Here is a 15,107-nt window from a genome sequence, read left to right on the forward strand (position 1 = left end):
TCAGCCCTTCAGCTCGATCGTGCCGGACACGCCACCGGCTCGCCGGGTCCCCTCGCCGAGCGTGGCCTCGTCCACGATCCGGCCGTCGAACAGGTTGATCACCCGGTCCGCGGCGCTGGCCATCCGGGCGTCATGGGTCACCAGCACGATGGTCTGGCCGCGCTGGTGGAAGCGGGAGAGCAGCCGCAGCACTTCCCGGGTGCCCTTGCTGTCGAGGCTTCCCGCGGGTTCGTCCGCGAGCAGCAGGGCGGGGTGGTTGACCAGTGCGCGGGCGAGCGCCACCCGCTGCTGCTCACCACCGGAGAGCTCGCCCGGCATGCTGTGCTCCTTGCCCTCCAGACCGAGGTCGGCGAGGAGCTCGGCACGGCTCTCCCTGGCCTGCCGGGGCGAGGTCCCGGTGAGCAGCGCGGGCAGCTCGACATTGTCGGCCACGGTCAGGGTCGAGATCAGATTGAAGAACTGGAAGACGATGCCGATGCTGCGCCGCCGCAGCACGGCCCAGCGGGCCTCGCTGTAGGAGTCGACCTCGTGGCCCCCGAGCCAGATCCGGCCGCTGTCCGGCCGGTCGAGCCCCCCGAGCAGGTGGAGCAGGGTGGACTTGCCGGCCCCCGATGGTCCGGTGATGGCGAGGAACTCACCGCGCTCGACGTTCAGGTCGACACCGCGTACGGCCTTGACGGGGCTGCCGTCGGCCTGGTGGGTCTTGACCAGGCCTTCTGCCCGCACGATGGGTCCGGTATCGGCAGCCGTGGTTCCGCCGGCTGCGGCGGGGGCCTCACGGCTCATTCCAGCTCCTCCTGACAACGCTCCAACCAGTCGAGGTCCGCCTGCAGATGCAGCATCGCGCCCTCGATCAGCAGCTGCGCGACCTGGTTGTCCCGGTCCTCGGTCGCGGCCAGCTTCGACAGGTCACGCATGGTGTTGAGATAGTGCCGGCGCTGCTTGTTGATCAGAGCGATCTGGTCACCCGAGTCCGGTGTGAGGGCGAGTTTCATGAAGAACTCGTCCCGTACCCGCGGTTCGTCGCTCGGCTCCTCGAACCATGCGGCCACCGCTTCACGCCCCGCAGGGGTCAGCTGGTAGATGCGCTTGTTCGGCCGGGCCGACTGGGCGACGTCCTGTCCCTCGATCAGCCCGGTCTTCTCCAGCCTACCGAGGGTGACGTAGATCTGTCCGATGTTCGGCTGGGGGTACGCTGCACCAAGGAGGCTCTCAAGGGTCTGCTTGAGCTCGTATCCATGGGCGGGGCCCTTCGAGAGAAGCGCCAGGAGGGGCAGACGCACAGTGCCGCCTCCTTCCCGACAGACGTTCTCGTGCGGTGGGTGTTTCGGGCTGTGCGCCGGACCGCCCGTGGACATCCGCGACATCCAGTATCCCGCATGCATAACGGGTATACAGGTGCTCACGCCGGGCGAATCACCGGCACCGCTGTGCCAGGAGGGACCGAGGGACCTATGCGGTGGACGTGTGCCGCCGGCCGGGGGCTCCTGGCAGCTGCGCTGATCTTCGCGGGGTCGTCGGTCGCGTGTTCCTCGACCGGGGGAGAAACGCATGACTCCGATGGCCGCGGTCAGCTGACTCTGGTGACGGGCGGGGACATCACCGGCTATCTGCGCAGTGTCCTCGACGACTGGAACCGGGCGCGGCCGGCCGAGAAGGTGACGCTGGTCGAGCTGCCGGAGGCCGCGGACGAGGTTCGCGCACAGATGTCCACGAGCCTGCGGTCCGGCAGCGACCGCTATGACGTCCTCAACATCGATGTGGCCTGGACATCCGAATTCGCCGCCGCGGGCTGGCTCTCCCCGCTGAACGCCGATCGCTTCCCGACGAAGCGCTTCCTGCCGCCGGTGGTGGACACCGCCACCTTCGGCGGGCGGTTGCACGCGCTGCCCTATGTGACGAACGCGGGCCTGCTGTACTACCGCAAGGACGTCCTGGACCGGGAGGGCGAGAAGCCACCGCACACCTGGGCGGAGCTGGAGAGACTGGCCAAGACGGTCGCGCCGAAGTACGGCCTCGACGGTTACGCGGGGCAGTTCCTTCCGTACGAGGGGCTGACGGTGAACGCCGCCGAGGCCGTGCAGTCGGCCGGCGGCTCGGTCCTCGCCGACGAGGGTGCCCGGGTCACCGTGGACTCCGCGGCCGCGCGGAAGGGCGTGGCCTTCCTGGCCGGGGGTGTGCGGGACGGATGGATCCCCGATAAGGCGCTTACGTACAAGGAGGAGGAGTCCCGGAAGTCCTTCCAGGACGGGCGGTTGCTCTTCCTGCGCAACTGGCCGTACGTCCACGGGCTGGCGAGCCGCGGGGACTCGAAGGTGGCGGGGAAGTTCGGCGTGGTCCCGCTGCCCGGGCCGGACGGGCCCGCCGCGGGCATCCTCGGAGGCTCGAATCTCGCGATCAACGCGAACTCGCGGCACAAGGAGTCGGCCGCGGATCTGCTGAGCTATCTGACGAGCGAGAAGGTCCAGCGCCGCGTGCTGACCGAGGGAGCGCTGCCACCTGTGTGGGCCGATCTGTACGGCGATCCCGCGCTCGTGCGCCAGTTCCCGTATCTGCCCACCCTCCGGGAGAGCGTGCTCGCGGCCAGACCCCGCCCGAAGAGCCCACGGTACGAGCAGGTGAACCTGGCCATCCAGGCGGTCGTGCACGACGCGATGGCGCAGCGGGAGACACCGGAGCACGCCGTCGAACGTCTGGCGCGTGAGCTCGAGACGATCGTCCACCAGGACTGAAAGACCGGACTTCGCGGGCGGTCAGTCGGCACCGCCGGGGACCACCAGACGCAACTCGTAGGCGCGGGCGGCCTCGATGCCGTTCATCTTCGGCATCCGGATGTCGAGCAGCGCGACGTCCGCACGCTGCTCGGCCGCGACGCGGACCGCTTCTGCCCGTCCACCGCCTCGCCGACGACCTCGATGTCGTCCTGCGTCGACAGCAGGTTCACAAAGCCGCTTCGCACCATCGCCGGGTCGTCGGCCACGACCCGCCGCCCTGCTGGTACCGGTCGCCGCCGTATCCCTGGCTCTCGTCCTGAGGGGCTGTTCCACGGTCGAGACGATCTCGCCGCGGACGGAGGATACCCGCGGCGTTCTTCCTGCTCGGCAAACGGCACATCGAGCGGTACCCCCGACCGGCTGCCGTCCGGAACAGCCCCGTAACGGGGACTGGTTGATCTGTCTCGCTCGCCCTGACCCAGCGGCACGCGGCGCCTGATCCCCGGGGGTGCGGGCTTGCTGCTGGGCGGTTCACAGGAGCGGTTCTTGCCCAACGCCTGCGATGACCGTGGTCACGACCTTGCCGACGGCTCCAGCCTCCGGCGGGGTGCCTTCCCGGTCGGCGAACAGCAGGTGCACGGCCCCGATCAGCGTGGGAGCGAGCGTGTCGACGTCGGCATCCGCCGCGATGCGGCCCAGTTCGCGCTCTGCGGTGAGGTAGGAGGCGATCATGGCCGTAGCTTCCGTCAGGACGGGGACGCCGGCCGACCCGGCCTGGCGCAGCCGAGCGCGCAGCTCATCCCGGGAGATGACGAGGCCGACGATCACCACCGCGACCGACCCGAACAGGGCCATCAGCGCGCCGGTGAGGTTGCCGGCGACGGTGCCCGACCCGGCGGACTCGCGCAGGGCGGCGGACTGGTTGCCGATCCGGCCGATGCGGTCCAGTACGAGTTCGGCGAGGAAGGCGTCGAAGTCGGCGAAGTGCCGGTGCAGGACCCCCTTGGCGCAGCCCGCCTCCGTGGTGACCGCCCGGCTGGTCAGCGCACTCGGCCCGTCCCGGAGCAGAAGGCGCTCGGCGGCGTCGAACAGCTGCTCGCGCGCGTCGCGCATGGCCACCCCTGTCGGCATACCGCGCATCCCTCCTTCCTCGGCCGGCCCGCCCGTTGACGAGTGGGCATGCGCCCACCATAGTGGGCACATGCCCACCTTACCGCCGGAGCGAGCGCCTCGTTCCGAACACGAGCCCCACCGAGCCCGACAGATGGCGGAGTCGTTCGGCTCGGACCCCGAACGCTACGACCGAGCCCGGCCCCGCTACCCCGACGCGATGGTGGACGCGATCGTCGCCGCCGGCCCCGGGCCCGACGTTCTCGACGTCGGCTGCGGTACCGGCATAGCAGCCCGGCAGTTCCAAGCGGCCGGCTGCAGGGTGCTGGGCGTCGACGTCGACGCGCGGATGGCCGAGTTCGCGCGCCGAAGCGGGCTTGAGGTCGAGGTGGCGGCGTTCGAAGCCTGGGACCCCGCCGACCGGGCATTCGATGCGGTCCTCGCCGGGCAGACCTGGCACTGGATTGACCCGTTCGCCGGTGCGGCCAAGGCTGCGCAGGTGCTACGGCCCGGTGGCCGGCTGGCCGTGTTCTGGAATGTGTTCCAGCCTTCGCCCGAGGTGTCGGACGCCTTCTCCGGGGTCTACCGCCGGGTCATGCCCAACGTGCCGCGCAATCCCTGGGCGATGCCTGCCCTCGACGGGTACTCGGTGCTGTTCACCAGGGCGGCCGACGGGATACGACAGGTGGGCGCGTTCGGCGACCCGGAGCAGTGGCGGTTCGACTGGGAGAGGGCCTACACCCGGGAGGAGTGGCTGGACCAGCTGCCTACCGGTGGCGATGTCGGCCAGTTGCCGCCGGCCGAGATGGAAGAGCTGCTGGCGGGCGTCGGGGCAGCGATCGACGCGATGGGGGGCAGCTTCACGATGCGGTACACCGCGGTGGCGGTCACTGCGGCGCGAACCGATGCAGCCTGACCCGGCTTCACGGCGCGTCGGCACACACACGATCAGTACGTGACTAGGCGGCCCGCGGGCGCCGATGCAGTCATCAGCCTTGAGGCTCCTGCGGTTTGACCTCGACCTCGCGCAGGCTCTGGTCTTTGAGCTCGGTGCGTGCCTCGGTGCGGTGCCCCCGGGCGATGTAGTCACGCATGACCGCTTCGACGGCGTCCTGGGGCGAGCCGACCCCGGCCAGGACCATCACTTCCACCACCAGTTCGGCATCGAGACTGATGTTGACCTTGGCCACGAGCGCCCCCCCTTGGTCGGACACGGACTCTAACAGCCACACAGCATCGCACTCATAGCGACGACTCGTCCTCGCTGCGGTGCAATGACACCGGACAACAACAGGGCGGAGGGCGCTGGGAGTTCGCCTGCGGCAGGCACATGCGTCCGCTACTGCAAGGAGAACGGAGGCGTTCAGATGTCCCGGAAGATCTCGATCTGCGCGCCGACCGAGTTCAGCCGCTCCGCCAGGTCCTCGTAACCCCGGTTGATCACATACACGTTGCGCAGCACGGACGTGCCCTCCGCGGCCATCATCGCCAGCAGCACGACCACCGCGGGCCGCAGCGCGGGCGGGCACATCATCTCGGCGGCGCGCCAGCGCGTAGGGCCCTCGACCAGCAGCCGGTGCGGGTCGAGGAGTTTGACGTCCGCGCCCAGCCGGTTGAGATCGGTCAGGTAGATCGCGCGGTTGTCGTAGACCCAGTCGTGGATCAGCGTCGAGCCCTGGGCCGTGGCGGCGATGGCCGCGAAGAACGGCACGTTGTCGATGTTGAGCCCGGGGAACGGCATCGGGTGGATCTTGTCGATCGGTCCGCGCAGCTTGGACGGCCGTACGGTCAGGTCGATCAGTCGCGTACGGCCGTTGTCCGCCGGATACTCGGGGCTGCGCTCGGTGTCGAGGCCCATCTCCTCCAGGACGGCCAGCTCGATCTCCATGAACTCCACCGGCACCCGCCGGATCGTCAGCTCCGACTCCGTGACGACGGCGGCGGCGAGCAGGCTCATGGCCTCCACCGGGTCCTCGGAGGGCGCGTAGTCCACGTCGCGGTCGATCTGCGCTACGCCGTGCACGGTCAGCGTCGTCGTGCCGACGCCCTCGACGCTGACGCCCAGCTGCTCCAGGAAGAAGCACAGGTCCTGGACCATGTAGTTGGAGCTGGCGTTGCGGATGACCGTGACGCCGTCGTGCCGGGCGGCGGCCAGCAGCGCGTTCTCGGTCACCGTGTCGCCGCGCTCGGTCAGCACGATCGGGCGGCCGGGCGAGACGGAGCGGTCGACCTGCGCGTGGTACGTGCCCTCGGTGGCCGTGACTTCCAGGCCGAAGTGCCGGAGCGCCGTCATATGGGGCTGTACGGTGCGCGTCCCGAGGTCGCAGCCGCCCGCGTAGGGAATCCGGAAGTGGTCCATCCGGTGCAGCAGCGGGCCGAGGAACATGATGACGCTGCGGGTCCGGCGCGCCGCGTCCGTGTTCATCGCGTCCAGGTCGAGCCGGGCGGGAGGGACGATCTCCAGGTCACCGGCGTCGTTGAGCCACCGGGTCCGTACGCCGATGCTGCCCAGCACCTCGAGGATCCGGTAGACCTCCTCGATCCGCGCGACCCGCCTGAGCGTGGTGCGCCCCGAGTTGAGCAGCGCCGCGCACAGCAGCGCCACGCACGCGTTCTTGCTGGTCTTCACGTCGATACGGCCGGACAGCCGGCGCCCGCCGACCACGCGCAGGTGCATGGGGCCCGCGTAGCCGAGGGAGACGATCTCGCTGTCGAGCGCTTCACCGATGCGGGCGATCATCTCAAGGCTGATGTTCTGATTGCCGCGCTCGATACGGTTGACGGCGCTCTGGCTGGTGCCGAGCGCCTCGGCGAGCTGCGTCTGTGTCCAGCCCCTGTGCTGGCGGGCGTCGCGGATGAGCTTGCCGATGCGTACGAGGTAGTCGTCTCCCATGAGGCGAATGTTATCTCAGATATGAGATTGGCGCCTGTTGCGATCAGGTCCGGATGGGTGTCGTCACCGCTCCTGGAGCACCGACAGGACGTTGCCCGCCGGATCCCTGAACCACGCGATGTACGGGCCCTCCTGGCGGAAGACCCCCTTTTCGTCCTGCTCGAAGCCCTCGTACCGCTCGAAGGTCACTCCGCGCCGGCCCAGCTCGTCGACGGCCTGGTCGACGTCGTCCACGGGGAAGTTGAGGATGGTGAACGAGGCCGGGGTGTGGTCCTCCTTGGGGTAGACCAGGATCTCCGTGCCGCCGGCGATGTGCAGCGTCATCAGGCCGTACTCCTCGGACGTCCGCAGGCCCAGCGTCTCGCCGTAGAACTCCTTCGCCTTCCGCATGTCGTTCACCGCGAAGCCGCTGAACGCCTTGGTGTTCCCGAACATGGCCGTGTCCCTTCTCCGGTTCTCCCTCTCACCACGAACGAACCCGCCGGGGACCGGCAGCGCAAACGGAAGGGGGCCGGATGCGGCAGCGCACGTCCCGTACGGGCGGGGTCACTGTCCCCGTCCGCTCCGCAGTTCCCGCAGAGAGTGGCCCACCTCGGCCGCGCTGTCCCGCAGCCGGGCGGACTCGGGCGCGTCGGCCCCGGCCAGTTGGGTCTCGATCGCCTCCAGCCGCGCGCCCAGCTCGTCCAGCCGTTTCTGGTCGCGGGTCAGCAGCCGCTGCAACTGGCGGTTTTTGCGGTGCAGTTCGAGGAAGACGCTGACCTTGGCCCGCAGCACCCACGGGTCGAACGGTTTGGTGAGGAAGTCCGCCGCGCCCGTGGCATAGCCGCGGAATGCGTATCCCCGGTCGGTGTCCGTGCCGGTCAGAAAGATGATCGGCACGTCCTTGGTCTGGTCGAGCCGCTTGATGTTCGCTGCGGTCTCGAAGCCGTCCATGCCCGGCATCAGCACGTCGAGGAGCACGACCGCGAACTCCTGGCGCAGCAGCGCCTTCATCGCGTCCTCCCCGGAGCGGGCCCGTACGAGAGGTTCGCCCAGGGAGCCCAGCACGGCTTCCAGGGCGACCAGGTTGTCCTCCATATCGTCGACGATCAGGATGCCGGCGCGGTCGGCGGCGAAGCCGCTGTTCATGGTGTCGCCTTCGGGGATTCGTCGTCACGGTCGGGGTCGAGCAGGTCGCAGATGAGCCCGATCAGCCGGTCGACGTCGACCGGCTTGGGCACATACGCGTTGGCGCCGCAGGCGATGGACTTCTCGCGGTCGCCCGGCATCGCCTTCGCGGTGAGGGCGATGATGGGGAGGTCGGCGTAGCGCGGGGTGCGGCGGATCGCCTCCATGGTCTGGTATCCGTCCATCTCGGGCATCATGATGTCCATCAGGACCATGGAGACGTCGGGGTGCCGCTCGAGCGATTCGATGCCCTCGCGGCCGTTCTCCGCGTATAGCACCGACATTCCCACGCGGCCCAGTACATGGGTGAGCGCGAAGACATTGCGGATGTCGTCGTCCACGATCAGCACGCGGCTGCCGGGCAGTACGTGTCCCGCTCGGCCGGACTTCCACTGCTCCAGCCGGGTCGGGGTGGGCCAGTGGTCGCTCTGGTCCGGGAAGGCGGCCACATCCGCCGGGGCCGGCTGGTGCGCCGGCCCGGCCTCCCTTCCGGGCTCCGCCGATGCCTCCGGTTCCACGCCGGCGATGTCGGGGTAGATCGCCGGGACGGTGAAGGTGAAGGTGCTGCCCTTGCCCGGCTCGCTCTCGGCGGTGATCCTCCCGCCGAGGAGTCCGGCGATCTCCCTGCTGATCGACAGGCCCAGGCCCGTCCCGCCGTACTTCCGGTTGGTCGTGCCGTCCGCCTGCTGGAACGCCTCGAAGATCACCGGCAGCTTGTCGGGAGCTATTCCGATGCCGGTGTCCTTGACGGAGAAGGCGATCAGGTCCTCCACGCCCTCGAAGTGATGGCCTTGCGGGTCCTTGACCCGCTCCACTCTCAGCTCGACCCGGCCCGCCGAGGTGAACTTGATGGCGTTGGACAGCAGATTGCGCAGAATCTGCTGGATCCGCTGCTCGTCGGAGTGCATCTCGCGCGGCACGTCCTCGCCGACCGCCACCTCGAAGGCCAGACCGCGGTCGAGGGTGATGGGGCGGAAGGTGGCGTGGACGTAGTCGAGGAGCTTGATCAGCGGCAGCTTCTTGGCGCGTACGTCCATCCGGCCGGCCTCGATCTTCGACAGGTCGAGGATGTCGTTGATCAGCTGGAGCAGGTCGGAGCCCGAACGGTGGATGGTGGTGGCGAACTGCACCTCCTGCTCGGACAGATGGCCGTCGGGGTTGTCGGACAGCAGCCGGGCCAGAATGAGCAGGGAGTTCAGCGGGGTGCGCAGCTCGTGCGACATGTTCGCCAGGAACTCCGACTTGTACTGCGAGGAGGTGGCCAGCAGCGCCGCCTTCTCCTCCAGCTCCGCGTTGGAGCGCTGCAACTTGGCCTGCTGGCGCTGGAGTTCGTCCGAGCGCTCCTGGAGCTGCATCGCCAGCCGCTGGGACTGGCTGAGCAGCGACTCGGTCCGGGAGTTGGCGATGATGGTGTTCATCGCGACGCCGATGGTGTTGACGAACTGGTCGAAGAAGGCCAGGTGCACATCGGAGAAGCGGGAGAACGAGGCCAGCTCGATCACGCCGAGCAGCTTGTCCTCGAAGAGGATCGGGATGATGACCACGCTCGCCGGGGCCGCCTCCCCCAACCCTGAATTGATCTTGATGTAGTCGGGCGGGGCCTCCTCCATGAGGATGCGCTTCTTCTCCAGCGCCGCCTGCTGTACGAGGCCGTGGCCCGGCATACCGGGAGTGTCGACCGTCGCCCCCTGCGCGGAGCCGTAGCCCGCGATGAAGGCGAGACCGCGCTGCGAGGTGAGCCTGCCGTCGGCGCTCGGCGGCCCGCCGTCGCCGTCGGTCGTGGCCAGGAAGAACGCGCCGTACTGGGCGTTCACCAGAGGGGTCAGCTCACGCAGGATCAGGTCGGCGACCTCCATCAGGTCCCGGTGGCCCTGCATCAGTCCGGCGAGGCGGGCGAGGTTGGACTCCAGCCAGTCCTTCGCGCGGGTCGTCTCGCGGAGGTTGGAGACCATCAGGTTGATGTTGTTCTTCAGCTCGGCGACCTCACCCCGGGTCTCCACGGTGATGGAGCGGGACATGTCGCCCTGGGCCACGGCGGAGGCGACCTCGGCGATGGCCCGGACCTGGGTGGTGAGGTTGAGGGCCAGCTCGTTGACGTTCGTCGTCAGGCGCTTCCAGGTGCCGAAGACGCCCTCGACCCGGGCCTGACCGCCGAGTTGGCCCTCGCTGCCGACTTCGCGGGCGACCCGGGTGACCTCGCTGGAGAAGGAGGAGAGCGTGTCCACCATGGTGTTGATGGTGGTCTTGAGCTCCAGGATCTCACCGCGCGCGTCCACGTCGATCTTCTTCGACAGGTCGCCCTGGGCCACGGCCGTCGCCACCTGGGCGATGTTGCGGACCTGGGAGGTGAGGTTGTCGGCCATGAAGTTGACGTTGTCGGTGAGGTCCTTCCAGACGCCGGAGACGCCACGGACCTGCGCCCGGCCGCCGAGCCTGCCGTCCGTGCCCACCTCCCAGGCCACGCGGTTGACCTCATCGGCGAACGCGGACAGCTGATCCACCATGGTGTTGATCGTCGACTTCAGCTGGAGGATCTCGCCCTGAGCGTTCACGGTGATCTTCTGGGAGAGATCGCCGTTGGCGACGGCCGTGGTGACCTGGGCGATGTTGCGGACCTGGTAGGTCAGGTTGGACGCCATGAAGTTGACGTTGTCGGTGAGGTCCTTCCAGACGCCGGAGACGCCGCGGACCTGGGCCTGGCCGCCGAGGTTGCCCTCGGTGCCGACTTCGCGGGCGACGCGGGTGACTTCGTCGGCGAAGGCCGAGAGCTGGCTGACCATGGTGTTGATCGTCGACTTCAGTTCCAGGATCTCCCCCTTGGCCTCGACGGTGATGGTCTTGCCCAGGTCGCCCTGGGCGACCGCCGTGGCCACCTGGGCGATGTTACGGACCTGGGTGGTGAGGTTGTCGGCCATGAAGTTGACGTTGTCGGTGAGGTCCTTCCAGACGCCGGAGACGCCACGGACCTGCGCCCGGCCGCCGAGCCTGCCGTCCGTGCCCACCTCCCAGGCCACGCGGTTGACCTCATCGGCGAACGCGGACAGCTGATCCACCATGGTGTTGATCGTCGACTTCAGCTGGAGGATCTCGCCCTGAGCGTTCACGGTGATCTTCTGGGAGAGATCGCCGTTGGCGACGGCCGTGGTGACCTGGGCGATGTTGCGGACCTGGTAGGTCAGGTTGGACGCCATGAAGTTGACGTTGTCGGTGAGGTCCTTCCAGACGCCGGAGACGCCGCGGACCTGGGCCTGGCCGCCGAGGTTGCCCTCGGTGCCGACTTCGCGGGCGACGCGGGTGACTTCGTCGGCGAAGGCGGAGAGCTGGTCCACCATCGTGTTGACGGTGAGCTTCAGCTCCAGCAGCTCGCCGGTGGCCTCGACGGTGACCGAACGGGTCAGGTCGCCGCGGGCCACCGCCGTCGTCACCACCGCGATGTCCCGCACCTGGGCCGTCAGCCGGGCGGCCATGGTGTTGACGGCCTCCGTCACGTCCCGCCAACTGCCCGAGAGTCCCTGCACCTTGGCCCGGCCGCCGAGCCGCCCCTCCGTGCCGACCTCGCGGGCCACCCGCGTCACCTCGCCGGTGAACAGCGACAGCTGGTCGACCATGGTGTTGACCGCCCGCCCCAGGCGGCGCAGGTCGCCGCGGAGCGGCCGGTTGCCGTCGTGGAGATCCACCCGCTGGGTGAGATCGCCGCCGGCCACCGCGTCCAGGACACGGGTGGCGTTCGCGGCCGGGGCGACGAGGGCGTCGACAAGGGAGTTGGCGGCTCCCACGCTCGCCGTCCACGTGCCCTGGCCGGGGCTCGCCGAGAGCCGCTCGTCGAGCCTTCCGTGGCGCACGATCTCCCGGCGCACCCGTACCAGTTCGTCCGCGAAGTGCTTGTTGCGGTCGGCGATCTGGTTGAAGACGGCGGCGAGGTCGGCCGCGACGCCCTGGGGCACCGCGTCGGCGGGGGACGGGGTCTCGTACGCGCCCGGCAGCCGGACACGGAAGTCGCCGTCCCGTAAGGCGGTCATCGCCGCCAGGAGCGGGCGCAGCGCGTCGGCGCGAATCCACCCCCCGCCGGGCGGCGGTGCCGCGGCTGCCGTACCAGAAATGTCGTGTGATGTACCAATTGCAGAGCTCATCGCAGCCCACTTCGGTGACTTGGTGCTCATGGGCAGGCTCAGTCTGTCACTCTGTCGGAGTAGTCAGCGGCGCGTTTGCTCGAAATGGTCAGGAGCCGCACTGTGGGGTCGATTCCGAAACTGCGCGAAACCTGTTCCGGGGCCGCCATCGTCCGTGGGACGCGGCCGATGGTACGCACCAACCTGCCCGGGAATCCTCTCGCGCCCGCCACCGCCCGCCGTTTCGTACGCGTCGCGCTCGCCGACTGGGCGGAGCTCCGGCTGCCCTCCTCCGAGGTCATCACCGACCGGCTGGCGGAGGACGCGGCACTGCTCGTCAGCGAGATGGTCACCAACGCGGTGGTGCATGCGGGCACGGACGTGGAGCTGGTCTGCCGCCTGGTGGCGGCAGGGGAGGAAGACGGTGGGGCGGCCGGGCTGGTGGTGGAGGTCTCCGACCGCCACGCGGCACGGCCGGTGGGGAGCCAGCCGCCTCCGGCAGGGGAGTACGGCCGGGGGCTCCAGCTGGTGGGCGCGCTCGCCGAGTCCTGGGGAGTGAGCTACCGGAGAGGCCTGAAGACCGTGTGGTTCCGGCTGACGGACACGGAGCCCGACGGCGCGGACGGTCGACGGCCCGGCTGGGACTCGGTGTTCGGCGGGGCGATGGCGCTGCCGGCCGCGGACCCCGGTAACCGGCGGCCGGTCACGGCCCGGGCGCAGGGCGGCGACTGGGGGCGGCAGGCTGGCGACTGGGGGCGGCGCCCGGACTGGGAGCAGGGCTCCGACTGGGACACTCGTGGCGCCCTGTCCTTCCTCGCGGAGGCGTCCGACCTGCTGGCGGGGCAGTTCGACGAGGACATGGTGGCGGCGCTGGCCGGGCAGTTGCTCGTGCCGCGGCTGGCCGACTGGTGCGCGGTCTGGCTGGACGACGAGGCCGGGCGCGCACCGGGCTCCGCGCCGCGGCTCGCCCGGGTCTGGCATGCCCAGGAGAGTCGTATCGAAGCGTTCAGGGCGGCGTTGGAGAAGAATCCTCCGGTGCTCGGGGAAGCGGTGCGCGGCTGGCCGGTGCCCTGGCCGTGGCCGGCGACCGAGCCGGAGACGCCGGGGAGCGCGTACGGTCTGCAGCCGTGGGAGGAGGACGGCGGCTCTGCGCTCGCCTGCCGGCTCTTCGCGGGCGCCCGCAGCGTCGGCACCCTGCTGCTCGGCCGGGAAAGCCCGGCGCGCATCCCCGACGAAGTGGGCGCGCTGATCGAGGACTTCGCGCGCCGCGTCGCGCTGGCGATCCTCTCGGCGCGCCAGTACACCCGCGAGGCCACGACGAGCCTGGTCCTGCAGAAGGGACTGCGGCCCCGCGGAATCGCCCCCATCCCGGGCGTGACCACCCACGTGGTGTACGAGCCGGCCGGCGAGGGCGCGTGGGCGGGCGGCGACTTCTACGACATCTTCCAGGCCGGCGAGGGCCGGTGGTGCTTCGCCCTGGGAGACGTGTGCGGGAACGGGTCGGAGGCGGCCGTCGTGACCGGTCTCGTCCGGCCCTGGCTGAAGCTGCTGGCGCACGAGGGATACAGCGTCGGAGGAGTGCTCGACCGGCTCAACCGCATGCTCATGGACGACGCCACGCAGGCGGCGGAGGCCGCCGCGCCACCGGCGACCGCCGACGCGGGCTCCGTGCCGTGGGAGGCTCCCCAGGTGCGCTTTCTCTCACTGGTGTACGGGGAGCTGGTGGCGGCGGGCGACGGTCCCGGCATGCGGTGCACCCTGGCCAGCGCCGGTCATCCGCTGCCGCTGCTGCTGCTGCCCGACGGCGAGGTGCGGCCCGCGGCGACGCCCCAGCTGCTGCTGGGCGTGCAGGAGGACACGGCGTACGAGTCCCAGACCTTCCACCTGCGCCCCGGCGACACCCTGCTGTCCGTGACGGACGGGGTGACCGAGCGCCGCTCGGGGCAGCGGCAGTTCGACGACGGCGGCGGGCTGGCGGCGGCGCTGGCCGGCTGTGTGGGGCTGGGAGCGGCGGGGGTCGCGGAGCGGATCAGGCGCGCGGTGCACGAATTCGGCGAGACGCCGCCGGACGACGACCTGGCGCTGCTGGTTCTCCATGCCGGTGACCTCGCCGGTCGGGCCACTCCGCGGTGACCTCGCCGCTCGGGCGCCGGCCGGATTGTCCGGTGGTGACCGTGCCGGTCGGGCTGTGCGGCGGTGACCGCGCTGGTCGGGTCGTCCGGTGGTGAGCTCCCAGGTCGGGCGGCTGCGCCGGGGACCTTGCCAGTCGCGGGACTTGCGGCGGCAGCCACCGGCTCCGCCCGGGCCCATGTGCTGACTCTCATCCCGATGTGCTGGGGTTTCTCAAGAGGGCGTCGTACGTTTCTCAACCGGTGCCGGCAGCGTCCCAGCTCAACTTGGACCCGGCGGCCGCCGAGATGGGTCGGAACCGGATAGCGGAGCGAGAGTCAACACCATCATGACCACACCACGAGACCTGTTGATCGTCGCCATGGACATGGCTTCCAGTCGCCCTCCGGAGCGAGGCGATCTGTCACTCGCCTTGGCGGGAGCCGAGGTGATCGACCTTCTGAATGCCCAGGCCGTCAGACTGGACGGCGATCACATCGTGCCGGGCGACCGGCGCGCACTGGACGATCGCCTGTTGGATGAGGCCGCGTCGTCGCTCCTCCGGCAAGCGCCGTACGAGTCGGTCGACGACTGGCTGTGGCGCCGAGGCCGCGGCCTGTCCGCGGCCTATGTGGCCGCCTTTGAGGCGGAAGGGCAGCTCACCCGGCAACGCCGCCGCTGGATGCTCTTCGGGACCAGCCGGATGGTGCTGGCCGATACTCCTGCTCGCCGTCTGGCGGTGGACCGCTGGACATCGGATGAGCCCATCCTCGCCACCCTTGCGGCGGCCGTCGGACTCCGCGACGAGCGGGCTGGAGACCCCCCGGCCGTGGCCGACGACGCGGTGGCGACCGTGCTCGCCGCCGTCCATGACGCACTGAGGGAACTGGAGGCCGAACGGCAACGGCGAGCGCTCGACGAGGCGGCCTTCAACAACATTTGGCGAGGCGAATGACGTCAGTCTGCCCGACACGCGTCCCCTTTGCCCCGTCGCGCTGAACACGG

Annotated in this window: 12 protein-coding genes and 1 pseudogene; 4 read left to right on the top strand and 9 right to left on the bottom strand. The window is 69.8% G+C overall.

The window, feature by feature from the left end:
• Entirely contained in the window at positions 1–786 is a 786-nt protein-coding gene (locus ACTWQC_RS06150; protein WP_443314505.1) for an ABC transporter ATP-binding protein, read from the bottom strand.
• Entirely contained in the window at positions 783–1,283 is a 501-nt protein-coding gene (locus tag ACTWQC_RS06155) for a PadR family transcriptional regulator (protein ID WP_443314506.1), read from the bottom strand. The genes ACTWQC_RS06150 and ACTWQC_RS06155 overlap by 4 nt, the downstream gene beginning before the upstream one ends.
• Before the next feature lie 171 nt (positions 1,284–1,454).
• On the opposite strand from ACTWQC_RS06155, the gene ACTWQC_RS06160 reads away from it, so the two are divergent.
• Positions 1,455–2,732: an ABC transporter substrate-binding protein gene (locus tag ACTWQC_RS06160; RefSeq protein ID WP_443314507.1), complete on the top strand. Its 1,278-nt coding sequence runs from the start codon at positions 1,455–1,457 to the stop codon at positions 2,730–2,732.
• A 63-nt stretch (positions 2,733–2,795) separates the two neighbouring features.
• On the opposite strand, the pseudogene ACTWQC_RS06165 reads toward ACTWQC_RS06160, so the two are convergent.
• Together ACTWQC_RS06165 and ACTWQC_RS06170 are read right to left on the bottom strand one after the other, a co-directional pair.
• Positions 2,796–2,962: pseudogene (locus tag ACTWQC_RS06165) on the bottom strand (response regulator); the annotation flags it as partial.
• 283 nt (positions 2,963–3,245) lie between these two features.
• Positions 3,246–3,845: a TetR/AcrR family transcriptional regulator gene (locus ACTWQC_RS06170; RefSeq protein WP_443314508.1), complete on the bottom strand. Its 600-nt coding sequence runs from the start codon at positions 3,843–3,845 to the stop codon at positions 3,246–3,248.
• Positions 3,846–3,915: 70 nt separating this feature from the next.
• On the opposite strand from ACTWQC_RS06170, the gene ACTWQC_RS06175 reads away from it, so the two are divergent.
• Positions 3,916–4,740, top strand: a complete 825-nt coding sequence (locus ACTWQC_RS06175) for a class I SAM-dependent methyltransferase (protein ID WP_443314509.1) — start codon at positions 3,916–3,918, stop codon at positions 4,738–4,740.
• Between the two features lie 73 nt (positions 4,741–4,813).
• On the opposite strand, the gene ACTWQC_RS06180 is transcribed toward ACTWQC_RS06175, so the two are convergent.
• The 5 genes from ACTWQC_RS06180 to ACTWQC_RS06200 all read right to left on the bottom strand — a co-directional run bounded on the left by ACTWQC_RS06180 (position 4,814) and on the right by ACTWQC_RS06200 (position 11,903).
• Positions 4,814–5,014, bottom strand: a complete 201-nt coding sequence (locus tag ACTWQC_RS06180; protein ID WP_443314510.1) for a type II toxin-antitoxin system VapB family antitoxin — start codon at positions 5,012–5,014, stop codon at positions 4,814–4,816.
• Positions 5,015–5,187: 173 nt separating this feature from the next.
• The gene (locus ACTWQC_RS06185) at positions 5,188–6,717 is read right to left on the bottom strand and encodes a helix-turn-helix domain-containing protein (RefSeq protein ID WP_443314511.1); all 1,530 of its coding nucleotides are present in this window, start codon (positions 6,715–6,717) and stop codon (positions 5,188–5,190) included.
• Positions 6,718–6,780: 63 nt separating this feature from the next.
• Entirely contained in the window at positions 6,781–7,152 is a 372-nt protein-coding gene (locus ACTWQC_RS06190) for a VOC family protein (RefSeq protein ID WP_443314512.1), read from the bottom strand.
• Between the two features lie 111 nt (positions 7,153–7,263).
• Entirely contained in the window at positions 7,264–7,845 is a 582-nt protein-coding gene (locus tag ACTWQC_RS06195) for a response regulator (RefSeq protein WP_443314513.1), read from the bottom strand.
• Positions 7,842–11,903, bottom strand: coding sequence for a HAMP domain-containing protein (locus tag ACTWQC_RS06200; RefSeq protein WP_443314514.1), 4,062 nt, complete (start codon positions 11,901–11,903; stop codon positions 7,842–7,844). Before ACTWQC_RS06200 ends, ACTWQC_RS06195 begins: the two co-directional genes overlap by 4 nt.
• A gap of 279 nt (positions 11,904–12,182) precedes the next feature.
• On the opposite strand from ACTWQC_RS06200, the gene ACTWQC_RS06205 reads away from it, so the two are divergent.
• On the top strand, positions 12,183–14,126 hold the full coding sequence (locus ACTWQC_RS06205; protein WP_443314515.1) for a SpoIIE family protein phosphatase: 1,944 nt from the start codon (positions 12,183–12,185) through the stop codon (positions 14,124–14,126).
• Between the two features lie 325 nt (positions 14,127–14,451).
• Positions 14,452–15,057, top strand: coding sequence for a GOLPH3/VPS74 family protein (locus tag ACTWQC_RS06210; RefSeq protein ID WP_443314516.1), 606 nt, complete (start codon positions 14,452–14,454; stop codon positions 15,055–15,057).
• The last annotated feature ends 50 nt before the right edge of the window (positions 15,058–15,107 follow it).

The sequence above is a fragment of the Streptomyces sp. 8N616 genome (genome assembly GCF_052246385.1).
Taxonomy (GTDB): domain Bacteria; phylum Actinomycetota; class Actinomycetes; order Streptomycetales; family Streptomycetaceae; genus Streptomyces.